The sequence below is a fragment of the Rufibacter ruber genome, assembly GCF_001647275.1.
Lineage (GTDB): Bacteria > Bacteroidota > Bacteroidia > Cytophagales > Hymenobacteraceae > Nibribacter > Nibribacter ruber_C.
This window is the reverse complement of record NZ_LRMM01000089.1, coordinates 1-16,279: the sequence shown is the minus strand read 5'-3', so window position 1 is coordinate 16,279 and position 16,279 is coordinate 1. Positions and strand designations below refer to the sequence as shown.

The window sequence follows — 16,279 nt, the reverse complement described above, 5'->3', positions numbered from 1 at the left end:
GTTTTCGCCTGTTTTCTCAAAAACAGGCCGAAAACAGAAACATAATCTTTAGCTCCAACAGATTTTTAAGAGTACCTTATACTCTACCCTACTCGTCCTGCCCCGGCCTGTACTTACAGCTGGAGCGGGACGTTTTCTTTACGCTAGCGCATCAGTTTCAGGATAGTTTGCGCTTTTGACCAAGAATTACCCCGAAGCCCATCCCCGAGGCGGCTTCTTTGATTTCCGCAGGAAGTGATGAAACCGGCCCCTCCCGCAAAGCCGGGCCAGGAACAGCACATTTCTCACTACGTGGTAAAGCTTACTTACCGTTCTGCCAGATCACCTCTAGCGCTTTCACTTCCTGGTCAAAATCAGGGCAGGTCTCATCTCCATTATAGCAGAGCAGGTTGCCTTCACAGTCATAGACGGCCTTAATTGAAATGACATTGGGCGCACAGGTGCCTATCACAAAGACGCTGTGCCCGTTCAACGTGCCCCGCTGCACCACCTGGCAATACTCTGAGGTCTTCCGTTCTTGCACCTTTTCCTTCAGCCATTTGATGTTCTCTACCGGCTCTACAATAGCACAAGACTTTTTGATTGTTTCGTCTTCACAGGAAGAAACAATAAGCAAAAGGGCTGCACAAAGAGCGTATAGTTTTTTCAAAGCGGGAACGTTGTACAGAAAAGATACATGTTTTGCCTATTTGGTTGCTTCCGTTAAAAGAAAAACTTGCACCTCTATCACTAGAAGCTTTCTCATACATGCCTGATCAGGATGCAGGTTCTGCCCGGGGAGGAGTTCCCTCTGTTTTTGGGCTGTTTTTCTGAAAACAGGTCAAAAACAGAACAAATTTTTCAAGCACTTTCTGATGGCTGAACGCAGCCTTTTGGCACCTCAATCTACAACATTGTTTCGGCTCCCGCCATGTAAAAAGAGACTAACCCAAAACCAATCTCTGCAAATAATTGACAACAAGCCTTGAAGCTGTTTAGGCGTGGTTTCTTTTTCTATGGTGATGGACTGTGGCTGGCCCTGGCATGGCGTAAGCAACTGCTTGTGCTTACGCTTTGGCGCTATTTTCCCAAAAACAGCCTAGAACAGGAGCTTACCTATCCTAAAGGCACAAGCGGCGCATGCGCCATAACCACAAGTATAACCCCTAAACAACAAACCTTTTTAAAGCAGCTTTAGCCCCCCAAGAAGAGACCATCTACCAGGGCTTCTTCTTGGGGGGCTAAAGCTGCTTTAAAATAAAGAGGTCTTAGAGCCTGTGGGCTATTTCCTACTCTTTTATGATACGGTGAACGGTTCTGCCGTCTTTGGTTGTGACAATTACCAGATATGTTCCCGGTTGCTGCTTAGATAAATCAAGACTAGCTTTCTTATCAGGCAGGTTTTCTTTCACCAAAAGCACTCGCCCAAACATATCAGTAACTTGTATGTACGCCCCTTTCAGCACAGACTGCGGCAGCTCTACAAATACCATTGCTGTTGTAGTGGGCACCGGATACACTTTTACGGCAAGCGCATCTTTGTCATTTCTAGGGCCAATTTCTGATTTAAACTGTAATGGCACCAGATAGTAGCCGGTTACATAAGGAGGCGTGTCCTGGTATTGCCGCACCACGCCTTCTAGTTTAAGCATACCACTTGGCGCGGGGAGGTGGTACAGTGATGAGGAACGCGGCACCAGCATATTGACAATTCCGGCTGTAGACTCCAGTGTCACTTCAAAACCATGGTAGCCTTGGCCGGCGGTCCACTGACTTTTGTCTACAGGATACGCCTGATGAAGGGTCACCGGAACAGACTCTAATTCTTCGCCAATGGCTGTCACGGTAGCACGGGCAGGCAATGGTCTATTTGTACCAAGCAGGAAGAGGGAGTCAACATCTACCCGCAGCAACCCATTGTTGTTGCGCAGTACCCCAATGGCGGCAATGCTGTCTTTCACCTGCGGCACAAATGTTCTTGCCCCCTGCGCAGCCCGGTAAAGCTGAACCGCCTTTCCGCCACTCATCAAAGACAAATCCAGATACGCCCGGGAGAGATTAGGGGTAGCCACCACACCCTTCAGCAATACATATTCGCCTACGTGTATTTCTTTACCTGCGGCATCCACTTCACGCGCCTGGGCAATAGTGTACTCCCGCAGCCCTTTGGGCTCTTCCTTGACATTTCCATCACTGGGCAACACATAGCGATATACATTTCCTACCGCAGAAGAGACAATATACGCCGTGTCTAAGCCTGGGCTCAAGGATAAACCGCGGAGGTCAGTGCCGTGAATCTCTGGCAAGGAGAGGGTCCAGGAGAGCTTTTGAGCCGGATTACTGTCATCTCTGAAGATGAGTTTGGCAGGCTGGTCCCCACTAGCATCTACCACGGCATACATGCGGTTATTGCTCGCTGCAAAAATGGACTTGGAGTTTGATACAATCCTGATCACCTCTTCCAGTTTCCAGGTAACCCCGTCAGTACTGGTGTACTTATCAATCTTATTCCCGGAGATGTACGGAACATAGATGATATTCCCTTCAGGCGCCATCGCAGATGCCCTGGCCACAGAACCAGAGGCCCGTGCTGGCAAGGCAGTGGCATTTGCCAACGTCACCACCGCTTCAAAAGATGTTGGATCTGCAACGCTTTGCCTAAAAATATAGCTCTTATTGCCTGTGACAGAGGTGACAAAGATGTTTCCGTTGCTATCTGAGGTGGGGTTGGTCAAGGAAATATCTGTGTCAACGCGGGCCAATGGCTCTCCGGTATTGGCATCTAACTTGTAGAGAATGGTGTTGAAGGCTACCAGGATATGACCGTCATGCGCTAACCCTATCCCCGTCACTAACCTTACTTCATCTCTAAAGCCTTTGAAATTTATAAAGTGCAGATAAGACTTATCAGCCTGATAAAATTCCAGTTTGTCACTGGTGAACTCCCACTTGGTAGCATCTGGGTTATGCACCCGCACACCCCGGCTGTAGCCTACTGACCAAACTTTCCCTTTTCTGTCTACCGTGACCCCATGGGCATTGGTAGTTGGGGCAGGGGCAAAGGCAGCAATACAGTTGCCATCTGGGTCTTTCACCCTGCAGTCATACACAAACCCTGGCGCCGGAATCTCAACTGGCCCTGTGATAGGGGCATTGCTCTTTGAAAGTTGCAGAGCCACAGGCACACTTATGCTCACTGTTTTCCCGTCAGAAGCAATTACGCGGTGATACAATGTGACGGCTTGCCCTACAGGCGAATCCCCTAAAACGGCATACCACTCTTCCTGGGGAACGCTGTACTCTGTGTTCAGGCCAACGGGTTGATGCAGCAACAATTGGCTGAACTGGGCATCTTTGGCTAGTTGATAGGTATAGGTGACCGTATTTCTTTCGGCATCTGCCTCAGCATCCCATTTCACAGAGAAGAAACCTTTAATGTTTCGCACCGGGTAAACGGTAGCGGCATCATGTGATGTAAAGACTGCAGCGGCAGGACCAGCATTAGAAGCCTTATAGAGCTGGGTGCGTATTTCACCCTCCGGCAGAGAATCAGTTTTGATAAGAACATAGAATGCTCCCATGCTCATAAGCTCCTTCACGGCGTAGTCTGCAGGCAGACTGCCGAAAAAAGTACCGCTATGGCCATCAGCAGACTCTACTTTCAGAGCCAGCTTCAGGGTTCCCTCTTCCGGGTATAGCCCCTGGTATAAAGCTACAGCCGTTCTCTCAGGCAAAACAGCCCCTTTCAAACCGCTGAATGTGCCTACTATGCGAATATCATTTCCAACTTCTACCGCCTCTACAGTGCCACTAGCCTGCCCAACCGTAGAAACCCGTTTATTATAGGAAGAGAGGGTCCCTACCGCTGCCCCACTGATTGGCACATCACGCCTGATCAGGTGCCCGTTGGCCCCCACAATTACCTCTGGCAGGCTCTTCTCATTGAAAACGGCCATGGCATCAGCATCTGGGTTCTTGATTTCAAACGTGGTGTAGATGATTGTGTCCTGCTCCAGGAACACATCCATCAAAGTCACGGTATTAGGTGCTACTGCGTCATAACCTAAGTACTTACGGGGGCCAGAGCCCGCCGCCCCGGCATTCATGAATTCCACCCCTCCGTGCGTTCCCGGATAATAAGCATGGTGGTGACCGCTAATGTACGTGTGCACGTCCAGCTCTTCCATCATGGCTTGCAAAGCGGCAGCGTTGTTCAGGATGTTGCCTGCAGAATTGTACTCTTGTGCAACGCCGTACAGCGGCAGGTGCCCCACTAAGAATCTGAACTTGGCGGCTTTGGCTGCCGGGCTGCTAAACTGTGCCCGCACCCACTCAAGTTGAGCCGGGCTAATGGTGGCGCTGCTGGCTTCCCAGGACACAAAGAAAATATCTGAGTCAGCCGCAGGCTTGTAGGAGAAGTAAAATGGATAGTTAGTGGTGTCTACCGGGTGCCAGTTAGGGAAGTTGCCAGGCTTTCTCCAGTAATTAAGAGCCTCTTGTCGGTCAACAGGCATACCAGCGGCGGCATCATGATTGCCCATGGTGAAGGCAAACGGTATACCTGCCTCACGCAGCGGCTTGGCCACTTTTGCATCAAAGCCCTTCCACATGTTGGCGACCTGGGTGGCATTCAAAGAGGCTGACTGGCCCGCAATCATGTCACCGCCCGCCACCACCATATCTGGCTGCCATAAGCGCGGAATACGTTGCATAATGCTGTCTACCTGCCATTCATACGTTACTGATCCAAAACCTGAGTTAAGATCACTAATAACTGCCAATCTGAAATCGCCACGTGCCGGCATGACTTTGACCTGGTAGGTGCGGCTCGCAGTGGTGTTCCGGACATCAGACACTTCAAACCTGAACTTCACCTTACTGTTCACCGGGTCTTCCAGCGTATGCGAGAAGGTGTACTCCTGCTGAGGCTGGGCCTGAAGGGCAATGGTACTGCCCAGCTGTTGCTCAGCACCCCCCTCTACAGATTTAAAGACTTTCAGTTCTTTCAGGTTGATGTTCTGTACACGGGTTTCCAGACTTAGGTCTAAGGCGAGTGTCTGCCCTAAGGAATGGCGCCCAAACTCTTTACCACCCTTGAACACCACCTGTGTAAGTGATACCACCCGGTATTCAAAGTTTTTGGAAACAGTACGCCCAAAGCTATCCTCTAATTCAAACCGGAAATACACCGGTCCCAGCGGGTCAGAAGCCTGGTAGCTAAAGTTATAGGTATGGCTGTAACTGCCGTTCAGCTGAATATCATTGCCTACCTGCTGTTCCTGATTTTCACCAATCTTTTTGAAAATGCGCAGTTTCTGTACTGTAAAGCCAGAGTTAGGGCTGGTAAGGAGAACATCAAACGAACTGGTGCGGTCTTGTACTACTTCTTCTAACTCTACAGCATTGGAGAAAGCAATTGCGGGAAAACTTTCCTCCACCTTCACCAGGGAGAGAGCGTCTGCCGTTACAAACTGCCCTGACGCCTGGTTGCTGATGACAATGGAGTCATCTGGCCCTAAATCAAAGGTGCCCAAAACGTTAAACTTGCTTCCATTCACGGTTTGGTTTACACGCACCGTGTCTGGGGCAGTAGTGCTATTTCTGTAGATGATGTAAGGTGTGTTGGTACTACGGTTACTGGCGGACACCCACCAGGCGCTTACCTGATAGCGGCCTGCTGAAATCCCTCTCAGTTTATAGGTGGCGTAGTTTGTGCCATTGCCAGTAGCCATCACCCTGGCCTTAGAGGTCCCGTAGAACCCGGTATTAGATGACTCAGTCCAGGCATTACCCCGTTCTGCGTAGAGCGCAGGATTGTCTGTGTCATACACGTGCGTGCGGCGTTTCAGGATTAAGGCAGTGGGTACGGGCCGCTGTAAACCGGCATCTGAGGGGCGTATAGTCCATTTTCCGTTAACAGACATGGCAGAAGACCCTCCGCCGTCTAAGTTCATCGCCTCCTGGGCCCCAATGCTTACCAGCACATCTGCCATCTGCGGAAGGCTCAGTCCGGCACTAATGCCGTCGTTCCTACCTTCCACTACCATTAAGATTACTTTGTTATCAGCAGTGCGCCCAATAGCGGTACGGGGTTCCCGGTTGTCACCGCTGGCCCACATGAGCTCTTCGTCTTTGGTCATTCGCTTTACGCCGTTATGCACCAATACGGGCCCTGCGCCAATGGCGGTAGTGGCCGGCCACAAGGCTGCTCCCGCAGGGGAGGTAGCGGTTGGCCGCACAGTGAGTTGATCAACCGGGTTAGGGTTAGGGTACTGGTACATTGTATTGGCGGCACCCACATGGTAAATCCAGGCAATGTCTGCTATGTTACCCGGCAATACCCCAAAGGCACTCCGGGTAGGATAATTACCTCCGCTGGATTTGGCGTTGATTGCCAGTATTTTGCCGTCCTGAACGGCTGTACCCATGGCTTCATACGTGGTGGTGTTGAAGAAACCGCCGTTGATTACCGCATACACCGGGTCTTTCTCCAAGGCGGCCCACCCATCTGGGGTTTTAGCCGAACTTACACCCGTGCCTCCGCCATATACCGCTTTGAACTCCATGTTGGGGTCATTGAGGTCTACTAGTGCATAGTACATCTTGAGCGGTGTCACGCCTGGGGCGGCAGGGGTTTCAGAATAGAAAACCTTAATAGAGGGAGGAAGCCCGGCATTTAAATGTTCAGGCTGTGTCCAGGTGTATTGGGCAAACAGCGGCTGCACCCATAAGAGCAGACATGCCAATAGTGCCAACCGGACTTTGGGGGGAAGTACGTGTTTTTTCATGAACGAATAGGTTAATTATGGGGGAAAGTTGAAAACGCGTAATGTATCCGTAAAAAGACGGGATGGGTATGCTTGTGTTCACTTATAATTAACCAGTTCTACTACCATGCTTTTGCACTTCCTGGGCTACTTTCTTCCCTACTTCTTTTCTGGTAGACGTTAGTATGAACTGACTTGGGAAATGTATTGGTTATTTATGTAATGATCAACAACTTAATAACAATTTTTAATTTTTAATTCATTTTTGGTATCTGTTAAGCCCCCGAACCAGAGAAGATGTTAAATTAGTTTTAAAGTATAGTTGAAGAGTCATACTATTCTGATACTAATCAAGAAAAGAAGACGCCCTATTCCTACAAAAAGAAAGCCCATGCCAGAAAAGGGAGTTCCTTTTCCGGGCATGGGCTTCATGTACTTCAACCGCTTATATCTTACCTACTGATACTGAATATACAACGGCTTCGGGTTCAAGGCTAGAATTCCTTCGGGACTGTAAAGCTTCCAGCCCTTCTTCTTAGTATCATTATAGTAGAAGAGCTTGAACCCGGTGTATTGAACCGGCTCCCGCTTGATATATGAGTTATAGGTGCTCTTTTTGAGAACCCTATCCCCCCAGCCATCCATGTGAATGACAATCTGCACGTTGGGCCTCAGCTCTATCTGCTTGTAGTTGGTGACCATGCGCTGGGTAAACCGGTGCACCACCAGTATTTTGGGCGGTATATTATAGCGCTGGGCCAGGTCATTCAGGAAACCGGTGGCGTAGTTAATTTCTTTGGCATCAAGGGTGCCCACTCTCCTGCCGGGCACGGCTCCGTTCTTCATGGCAAACTCAGGGTCTATGCCTAAATGCACCTGCGGCAGTTTGAGCCATTTCTCCAGCCTGGGTATCTCCTCCTCCAGGGTACTCTGCCCAATCTGAATATCCAGAAACACAATGGCATCTCGTTGCTTGGCCCAGGAGATCACAGAGTCTGCCACGTGGTCACTCATGCGCAGGCGGTACTTGCCGCCGCTGCCGGGCTTGCCTTGGGCGGTCACCACAATTACATGCAGGGCAGGTTGTACGGGCGTGGCAGGGTCAGCTGTGTTCCAAGCCTTTACCTCCTCGTCCAGTTTGGCCAGCATCTGCGCCGGAGGCAGTTCGCCCAAAATCCCCATACGTTTTGATAATGGGTTGCCATAATACGCCACAATACGTTTGTGGGGCAGAATGGCGCCGGGCTTAGAAGCCGCTTCGTCTTTCACCACAAAAGCCGTCTCTTTGGCGGCGGCGGCACTGTCTGCGGCGGGTTTGGCCGCCACTGAGTCTTTCACGGCCGCTACGCTGTCTTTCTTCTGAACCGCCCCAGAGTCTGCCACGGCGGTGGCCGTTACAGCAGTACGGGCCTCTTTAGGCGCGCCTTCAGAACTACAGCCCTGCGTGAGCGCCATACAGCCTACGGCGGCTGCCCCAATCCAAAACTTACCCAATCTCATTGCTATCTTCTTCATGTATCTCATCTCCGCCGGCAAGGCGTACCATTTTGCGTCAGGAAGTTACTTTATTTCCCGGGTTAAACCATGTGCAGCCCCTGTAGGTACGCATATTTCAGGCTATTTCCAGCACATTTCTTCCCCTACGCCTGTTGCCGCTCTCGCGGAAGGCAGGGCCGCTCCCCGTTTTCTCTGGGGCATACGAACAGACCAGGCAAAATTTGCAGCTCCAGACCACTAATTTGCGTATAGAGGGAGCCTTGGTGTAGAAACAGGCCATTTTAGCGTGTATATTTATGCGGTGCTTTTGACCTGGAGCGAACAGCATACAAAGCCCCTACCGTTTAAGCCAACAACCCAGTACTATGGAAAAACTTAGCCGCATTTTGCTCATTGATGATGACGAGATCACCAATTACATGAACAAGCGCGTTCTCAATAAAGCCGAAATAGCCCAGCACATAGATGTGGTCACAGACGGCCAGGCCGCCCTGGACTACCTGGCCAGTGCAGAGCATGCCAACTCCAGCCTTCCGCTAGACCTTATTCTGGTGGACATTAAAATGTCAGTGATGGATGGGTTTGACTTCCTGGACCAGTACCAGCACCTGCCCGAAGGCAAGAAAGCCAAAAAGCTCTTCGCCCTCTCCTCTTCTGCCAGCTTCTACGACCTGCACAAACTCAAGGAGTTCCCAGATGTAGACGGCCACCTCTCCAAACCCCTCACCCAGGCAGACGCCCTGGCCCTGGTGAACGAGCACTTCGGGGACGGCACCGAGCTGGGAAACACCCCAGATTCTCCAGAAGAAGACGAAGAGGCAGAAGAATAGCTCCCGTTTCCGGCCTGTTTTTCTGAAAACAGCCCCAAAACAGAAAGCCCCGCCAGTAGTTGCTGGCGGGGCTTTCTGTTTTACTTTGGGCAGGCTAAGCATCAAAGCACCAACTACTTTCAGGTAGAAACACGGTTTATATCCCCTTTATGGTCCATCCTGCAAGCATCTTGCGGGCGAACGGCAGTAGCAGAAAACCAGGGCTTCACTAGTTTTGCCATTCGGCACTCTTCCTCTCCCTCCTCCTGTTTTTGGCCTGTTTTTGGAAAAACAGCCCCAAAACAGAAATTCCTGCTATTCCCGCCCTCTGCGTTCAGGCGCTTTCAAGGTAAACTCCTGCGTAGTGGTTTTGCCGTTGCTCTCCAGCTCCACCACATACTTGCCCGGGCGAAGGTAGAATCTCTGATCGGCTGAGGTTGCCATTTTCACGGGCTCTCCGGCTTTGCGGCCCTCGTTCAGGGCTTTCTCATAGGCACCCGCCGCTGAGGAATCAAGGGTAAGGTCATAGCTGGCATAGTTCAGGCCCCGCTCGCTCTGGTCTTTGATCTCCTTCAGCACCTGCCCCTTGTCGGTTTTGATTCTGAGGGTAGTCACCCCGGCCGCATTTACGTAATACGGAATGGAGAGGCTAGGCGCGAAGGTGTTATCCCAGGTGCCCCACTTCTGCCCCCAGCGCTCTGAATATTGCGGCGCCTGCAGCGGAAAGGCATGCACCGCTTTGCCCAAGACGTCTGCGGTAAGCTGCTGCAGATGCGCCACATTGGCAATGTAGAGCGAGCGGCCGTGCGTGCCCACCACCAAGTCATTCTCGCGCGGGTGCACCACCAGATCATGTACCGCCACCGACGGCAGCTCATCTCCGCCCATGGCCTGGAATGTTTTGCCCTTATCCAGGGACACATACAGGCCGTTGTCAGAACCCACGTACAGAATATTCGGGTTCTTTGGGTCTTCCTTCACCACGTTCAGCGGCTCTTTGGGCAGGTCGGTTCCCAGGCGCTTCCAGGTTTTGCCGTAGTCTTGGCTCACGTACAGGTACGGCGTGAAATCATCCCAGCGGTAGCCGTTTAGGGTGGCGTAGACGGTGCCTTCATTTTCGGCTGAGGCCGAAAGACTACTGATCCAGAGATTCTCTGGAAGTTTGTCAGACACTTTGGTCCAGCTGTAGCCGCCGTCCCGGCTCACATGGATCAGGCCGTCATCTGAGCCCGTGTACAGCAGCCCGAACTTCTTAGGCGACTCTTCAATGCTGGTCAGGGTGCCGTACCCTACATCACCTTTCCTGCCGCCTTTGGTGAGGTCACCAGACAGGGCTTCCATGTTTTCGCCTTTGTTCAGGGAGCGGTGGAATTTATTCGACCCAAAATACAGTACGTCCTGGTTGTGCCGTGACAGCAGGATAGGGCTTTCCCAGTTGAACCGCAGCGGCCGCTCCCCCAATTCATGCTTGGGCTGAATGTAGGTGCGCTGGCCGGTGGCTTTGTTCAATCTAAAGTAAGCGCCGTACTGGGAACCGGTATACACCGTGTTGTTGTCCCTGAAATCAACCTGCACCATCATGCCGTCGCCGCCGCCCAGACGCTGGTACGGATACCGTCCGTTGTCAGTCCACGCCGAGCTGGCCTGGTAGGTGCTGGGGCCGCCCCAGACGCCGTTGTCCTGCAGGCCGCCGTACACATTATAAGGCGTGGCCATGTCAATGGCTACCGAGTAAAACTGCCCTACCGCCGGAGAATTGGCCTTAAACCAGGTTTTGCCGTCATCATAGGTGATGTTGATGCCACCGTCATTGCCGTTCACCAGGTGACCGGGCCGCGTAGGGCTCACCCACAGATCCTGGTGGTCTGAGTGCACATTGTCGCCGGCAATCTCTTTCCAGGTTTTGCCCCCGTCTTCAGATTTGATCAACGGCACCCCCAGCAGATACACATGGTCCGGGTTCAGCGGCGACACCCTGATCACGCCAAAATAATAGCCATACGTGTAGTATAGGTCATCTATGTAGCCATCATGCGTCTTCTTCCAGGTTTGGCCGCCGTCTTCAGAGCGGTACACCTGCGCGCCCGTCACCGGCGTCTCTATCATCATGGAATTAGCGTCTACCAGAAAATCTGACAACGCCACCGGTCTGATTTTCTCAGTGCGCACCATCTCCTTCACCGCTTTGGCCGTGTACTGGCGCGGAAAATTATTTTCGTCTAAGAAAGTATTCACCGCCGCATTATCCAGCTTCAGGAAATCTTCTTTAGAAAAGTCTTTGAACTGCTCTTTGCGCAGCTTGTTGGGAGTGGCCGCCACCGCGGGCTTCACGTCTTTGCGTAGCTCCTGGTTGTCAACGCTGGCGTAAATAATTTTGGGGTTCTGCGGAAAAACACTCAGGCCAATCCGACCCACGCCTTCCCCTTGCGGGAAACCGGTGTTCAGCCGCTGCCAGGTTTCGCCGCCGTCAGTGCTCTTGAAAATCCCGCTGCCAGGACCGCTTTCCACAAAGTTCCAGGCCCGGCGCTCGCGCTCCCAAAGGCTGGCATACAGGGTACTGGGATTGGTTGGGTCTACCACCAGGTCTACCGCGCCCGTGTTCGCATTGGCACCCTTTAGAACATGCTTCCAGATGTTGCCGCCGTCTGTGGTCTTGTACACGCCGCGTTCCTGGTTAGGAGAGTACAGATGCCCCAGCACCGAGACCCACGCGGTGTTAGGATCTGAAGGGTGTTGAATGATGCGGCCAATATGATGACTCTCAGGAAGCCCTTTGTGCTGCCATGTCCTGCCGCCGTCTGTACTGCGGTAAATGCCTACGCCCGAGTAAGAGGACCGGCTGGAGTTGCTTTCACCGGTGCCCAGCCAAATGGTGTTGGTCTTCCAGTCCACATAAATATCCCCAATGGTAATTACCGTCTCATTCTGGAAGAGCGGTTCAAACGAGAGGCCGTTATTGGTGGTGTGCCACAATCCGCCGGAGGCGTAGGCCACATAAAAATTGGTGGGGTCTGCGGGGTTCACGTCTACATCTACCACGCGGCCGCTCATGACGGTGGGCCCCACGTTCCGGAACGGCAGGTTGCTCACCAGGGAGTTTCGTTGCAGCTGGAGCCGCTGCTGGTAGCCTTCCAGGCGTTCTTTGGCCGGGGTGAAAGCGGGTTGTTTGTCTTTGTTCTTCTGGGCGAAGGCAGGTGAAAAGCTCAACAGCCCCAGCAGCGCCAGCGGGTAGAGTGGTTTGCGTAGCATAAAATGTGTAGGTTGGGTTGCCCTTCGGGCGAAGCCTGAAGTTAGAGGAAATTCAGGAGTTAATAAAATACAGCACCCCGCCCCGCAGAACGGTTGCCAGGCAAGGCCTGAAAGAAATCTACCTGAAAAAGAAACCTGTTTTGGGGCCGTTTTTCTGAAAACAGCCCCAAAACAGGCTCTGGCAATTGCGAAGCGTACGGCTAAATCATGGGTTGCCTGCTGGCGGCTGCGGCACCGGCGGCGCTACCTCCTTCAGCTCAGAGTGCCTGATTGCGCCCCCGGTAAGCCCGGTCCAGACTAAAAGGGCAAACGCGCCAATACTAACTACCAGCGTAACCACGGCCCACACCTTGGGCTTACGCGCCCGGGCCGGGCGGCTAGACGTGGTGAGCAGGCCCAGCAGCGCGGCCGTGCCGGCGGTGCCCATGGCCCACAGCGCCCATTCGGCCATTTGCTCATGGGCCTCAATGTCAGCATGGTGAATGCCGGGCAGGTGCTCCACCACTTCCTCGGCGCCCTCGCCCGTAAAATAGGCCGGCATGGTTAGCAGCGTAGCCACCAGCACGCTGGTCAGCCCCGCTTTTACCAGGCTAATGTTGCGGGCCAACAACCCATACAACAACAAGACAATACCAAACAGCACGGTGTAGACAGGCGCATGGTTCAAGAGCAGATGAAAGTACGCGTTGTTCATTTCTCCGGATCAAAAGACAAGAGGTTGGGGCTTATAACTGAAAATGAGGCTAATACTAGTTAAAAAATAGTAAAAATGCTATATCTAAAACAGAATGTATAGCTTCTTCCTAATATACGAAGGCAGAGGGGCCCTAAATGAAAAACCACGTTCTGTTTTGGGGCCGTTTTTAAGAAAACAGGCCCAAAACAGAACGTGGTTCTAGAGGCTTGGCCTTGGGGTTACCCCAGAGGCGTTGGGGTCAGGACGGCAGCAGCTCGGCAAATTTGAGCAGGGCCTGCCGGGTGGGTGCGGTTCTCTCAAACATGCCCATGTGGCCCACCTGACCCAGAAAATACGTCATGCAGTTCTCCGGCAGGTGGCACTGCTGCAAGGTGGCTTCCAGCGGCACCGCCAGATCTTCTTTGCCCGCCAGGAACAGCACCGGGTACGCAGCGTTTTTCAGCACTTCGGTGCGGTCTGCCCGGTCGCGCATGGCTTGCAGGCAGCCCACAATTGATTCTGGCGGGGTGGCTTTGCCAATGGCTTGCATTTTCTCAATGGCCGCCTGGTTGGCCTCCCGGTTGCCGGCCGCGAAGAGCGGGGCCACAAAAGAATCCATGAACTTGTCTACGCCGTGCTTCCGCACGAAGTCAGCGGTCTTGTCCCGGTTTTCCCTTTTCTCTGGCGTGTCTGGCAAGGCGCTGGAATGGAACAGGCAGAGCCCGCGCAGCAGCTCCGGGTATTTTTCGGCGAAAGCCAGTGACACATAACCGCCCATGGAGTGGCCCACCAGCAGGCATTTTTCCACGTGAAGCGCCTGCAGCGTCTGGTGCACCTGCCGGGCCTGCGCCTCCATTGTAAAATCATCTGGAATTGGGCTTCGGCCGTGGCCGGGCAGGTCTAGGGTGATAATTCTAAATTGGTTTGCCAGCGGCGTGACAAAATCAGTCCAGACCTCTTGGCTCTCGCAGAAGCCGTGCAAAAAGACAAGGGCCGGGCCAGCGCCCGAAACAGTGTAGTGTAGAAGGGAGTTGCTCATAGTGCGGAGGTGTGTTTTTGGCCTGTTTTACGCAAAACAGACCAAAAACGGAAAAGGGTTATTGAACAGAAGTGGGCGGTACAGGCGTTTGGGACACAGCGCCTTGCAGCGCTCTTTCTTTTTTACGCACACTGTTGCGGCCCATTAGCAGGCCTATGATAAGAATGATAGGCCACTTGCTCTGGAGGTTGATGTAGGTGAACGCCTCCTGAAAAGATAGGGGCTCGCCCACAAAAAGGTGCTTGAGGGGCACGTACAGGTCAATCACCACGTAAATGAGGAGCACCAGCAGGAAAGAGGCAGCGTACGCTTTGATTTTTTGCGGAAGGGGAAGCGTGGGAACAGACATAGCCAGGAAAATAGTTGCTTAAAGATACCCATTTCCAAGCGAACACCAGAAAAACTGACTTCTGGCGAAAAGCGCTTTCCTGTTTCTGGCCTGTTTTCTGAAAAACAGGCCAGAAACAGGAACATGAAACACCGGCTGGTCATAAATAGCCTGCTCCCCTATGGGCATTCTGGAAGAATCTTAGGGAACAGTGGGCGGACTAGAATGGCTAAAGCTATTTCCCGTTTGCCGCCTGTTCCTAAGATTCTCCCAGAATGACAAAAGAAGGAAGTACTTAAAAGGAGGAAGCTACACGTTAAAAAAAGCGTTGCAACCGGTGCCTAATTTCAGCGGCTACCGCTCCTTGTAAAAATCTGGGATGGGGTTCAGTTTGAGGTTCTGGCGCTGGTGCCAGTAGGGGTAAATGGGCGGTACTTCGCTGGCTTGGTCCAGCTTCTTCACCTGTTCCAGGGTCAGGTTCCAGCCCACGGCCCCCAGGTTCTGCCTGAGCTGCTCCTCGTTCCGGGCCCCGAAGATGATGCTGGAGACCGTTGGCCGCTGCAGGAGCCAGTTCAGGGCCACCTGCGCCACGGTTTTCCCGGCTTCTTCGGCCACTTGGTCTAAGGCGTCCAGGGTGTTGTAGAAAACTTCTTCGTTCACCACGGCTTCGGGCACGGGGCTGCCGCCTTGCGCCACGCGGCTGTCTGCGGGCAGGGGCTGGTTGCGGCGGTACTTTCCGCCCAGCCTTCCGGCGGCCAGCGGCGACCAGATGATGGCCCCTACGTTCTGGTCCAGCCCCAGCGGCATGAGTTCCCACTCGTATTCGCGGTTGGCGAGGGAGTAGTACACCTGGTGCCCCACGTATTTGTTCCAGCCGTAGCGCTCAGAAACCGACAGCGACTTCATGAGGTGCCAGCCTGAGAAGTTAGACGCCGCTATGTAGCGCACCTTCCCGCTCTGAATGAGGTCATCCAGGGTGCGCAGCGTTTCCTCTACGGGCGTGTTGCCGTCAAAGCCGTGCATGTGGTAGATATCAATATAATCGGTGCCCAGGCGTTTTAGACTGCCCTCTACCTGCTGCAGCAGGTGAAACCGGGAGGAGCCTTGGTTATTCGGCCCTTGGCCGAAGGGGAAGGTGCCTTTGGTGGAGAGAATCATCTGGTGGCGTTTGCCGGCAATGGCCTTGCCTAAGATTTCTTCGGCCAGGCCCTGGGAGTAGGTGTTGGCGGTGTCAAAGAAGTTGACGCCCGCGTCCAGGCAGAGGTTGACCAGGCGGGTGGCCTCGTCTACCTGCGTGCTGCCCCACGCTTTGAAGAACTCATTGCCGCCGCCAAAGGTAGCCGTCCCGAAGCTCAGCACCGGCACCTCCAGCCCTGATCCCCCTAATCTTCTGTATTCCATAGTTTGTGTGTGTATGATTGGGTAGTAATGTTTATTTCACTACGGAATTTATTTGAGGATATCTAATTATGAACCTCTTACAAGATCATACTATTAGAATTACCTAAAAATTAAATTTCTTTCACAAACACAGCTATTCCATTCTCAAACAACACATAGTAATCATCATATATAGCAATCGCTATTTCTAAGCTTTCATTTACATTCCTCAGAATAATATCATTAGAGCTCCCTAAAATAGCTAGAACATCTGGAAATGCAAGACCAACCACTACCTTTCTCTGTAGTATACAATCCGCTACAAAATCACCGTGAATCTCTCTATTCACTTGATGAGTAGTTTCTACTTCTGTAAGAATTTTCTCTGAAAATGTAGGTTCAATATAAGTAGGCAAATAAAATACCCAACATATATTATGTGTCCGGTATAAATTTAGAAGCTGTTTAGAGTTTAATAACTTCCAAAGAATTAGGGAGGTAAAAGTGTTTGCGACAACATTTCTCACCAAGCCCTAACTCAATGGAAGCGATAAG

Annotated in this window: 10 protein-coding genes; 1 reads left to right on the top strand and 9 read right to left on the bottom strand. The window is 52.3% G+C overall.

The genetic code is table 11. From position 1 onward, the window contains the following. Positions 1 to 301 precede the first annotated feature (301 nt). The 3 genes from A8O25_RS20485 to A8O25_RS20470 form a co-directional block, all read right to left on the bottom strand. Complete coding sequence (locus tag A8O25_RS20485; RefSeq protein ID WP_066839222.1) at positions 302 to 616, bottom strand: DUF6970 domain-containing protein; 315 nt, start codon at positions 614 to 616, stop codon at positions 302 to 304. 652 nt (positions 617 to 1,268) lie between these two features. After that, positions 1,269 to 6,767, bottom strand: coding sequence for a phosphodiester glycosidase family protein (locus A8O25_RS20475; RefSeq protein WP_082893797.1), 5,499 nt, complete (start codon positions 6,765 to 6,767; stop codon positions 1,269 to 1,271). Between the two features lie 435 nt (positions 6,768 to 7,202). Further along, positions 7,203 to 8,261, bottom strand: coding sequence for a hypothetical protein (locus tag A8O25_RS20470; RefSeq protein ID WP_153042854.1), 1,059 nt, complete (start codon positions 8,259 to 8,261; stop codon positions 7,203 to 7,205). A 347-nt stretch (positions 8,262 to 8,608) separates the two neighbouring features. On the opposite strand from A8O25_RS20470, the gene A8O25_RS20465 reads away from it, so the two are divergent. Next, the gene (locus A8O25_RS20465; protein ID WP_066839212.1) at positions 8,609 to 9,073 is read left to right on the top strand and encodes a response regulator; all 465 of its coding nucleotides are present in this window, start codon (positions 8,609 to 8,611) and stop codon (positions 9,071 to 9,073) included. 294 nt (positions 9,074 to 9,367) lie between these two features. On the opposite strand, the gene A8O25_RS20460 is transcribed toward A8O25_RS20465, so the two are convergent. From A8O25_RS20460 to A8O25_RS20435, 6 genes are all read right to left on the bottom strand, one after another. Then, positions 9,368 to 12,301 (bottom strand): WD40/YVTN/BNR-like repeat-containing protein, encoded by a 2,934-nt coding sequence (locus A8O25_RS20460; RefSeq protein WP_066839209.1) that lies wholly within the window; start codon positions 12,299 to 12,301, stop codon positions 9,368 to 9,370. 205 nt (positions 12,302 to 12,506) lie between these two features. After that, complete coding sequence (locus A8O25_RS20455) at positions 12,507 to 12,995, bottom strand: hypothetical protein (RefSeq protein WP_066839206.1); 489 nt, start codon at positions 12,993 to 12,995, stop codon at positions 12,507 to 12,509. A 241-nt stretch (positions 12,996 to 13,236) separates the two neighbouring features. Beyond that, positions 13,237 to 14,016: an alpha/beta fold hydrolase gene (locus tag A8O25_RS20450; protein WP_066839204.1), complete on the bottom strand. Its 780-nt coding sequence runs from the start codon at positions 14,014 to 14,016 to the stop codon at positions 13,237 to 13,239. A 58-nt stretch (positions 14,017 to 14,074) separates the two neighbouring features. Next, the gene (locus A8O25_RS20445; RefSeq protein ID WP_066839200.1) at positions 14,075 to 14,365 is read right to left on the bottom strand and encodes a hypothetical protein; all 291 of its coding nucleotides are present in this window, start codon (positions 14,363 to 14,365) and stop codon (positions 14,075 to 14,077) included. A gap of 333 nt (positions 14,366 to 14,698) precedes the next feature. Further along, a complete protein-coding gene (locus A8O25_RS20440; protein WP_066839197.1) occupies positions 14,699 to 15,745 on the bottom strand; it encodes an aldo/keto reductase in 1,047 nt (348 codons plus the stop codon). A gap of 110 nt (positions 15,746 to 15,855) precedes the next feature. Continuing rightward, on the bottom strand, positions 15,856 to 16,140 hold the full coding sequence (locus tag A8O25_RS20435; protein ID WP_153042853.1) for a hypothetical protein: 285 nt from the start codon (positions 16,138 to 16,140) through the stop codon (positions 15,856 to 15,858). Positions 16,141 to 16,279: the final 139 nt, after the last annotated feature.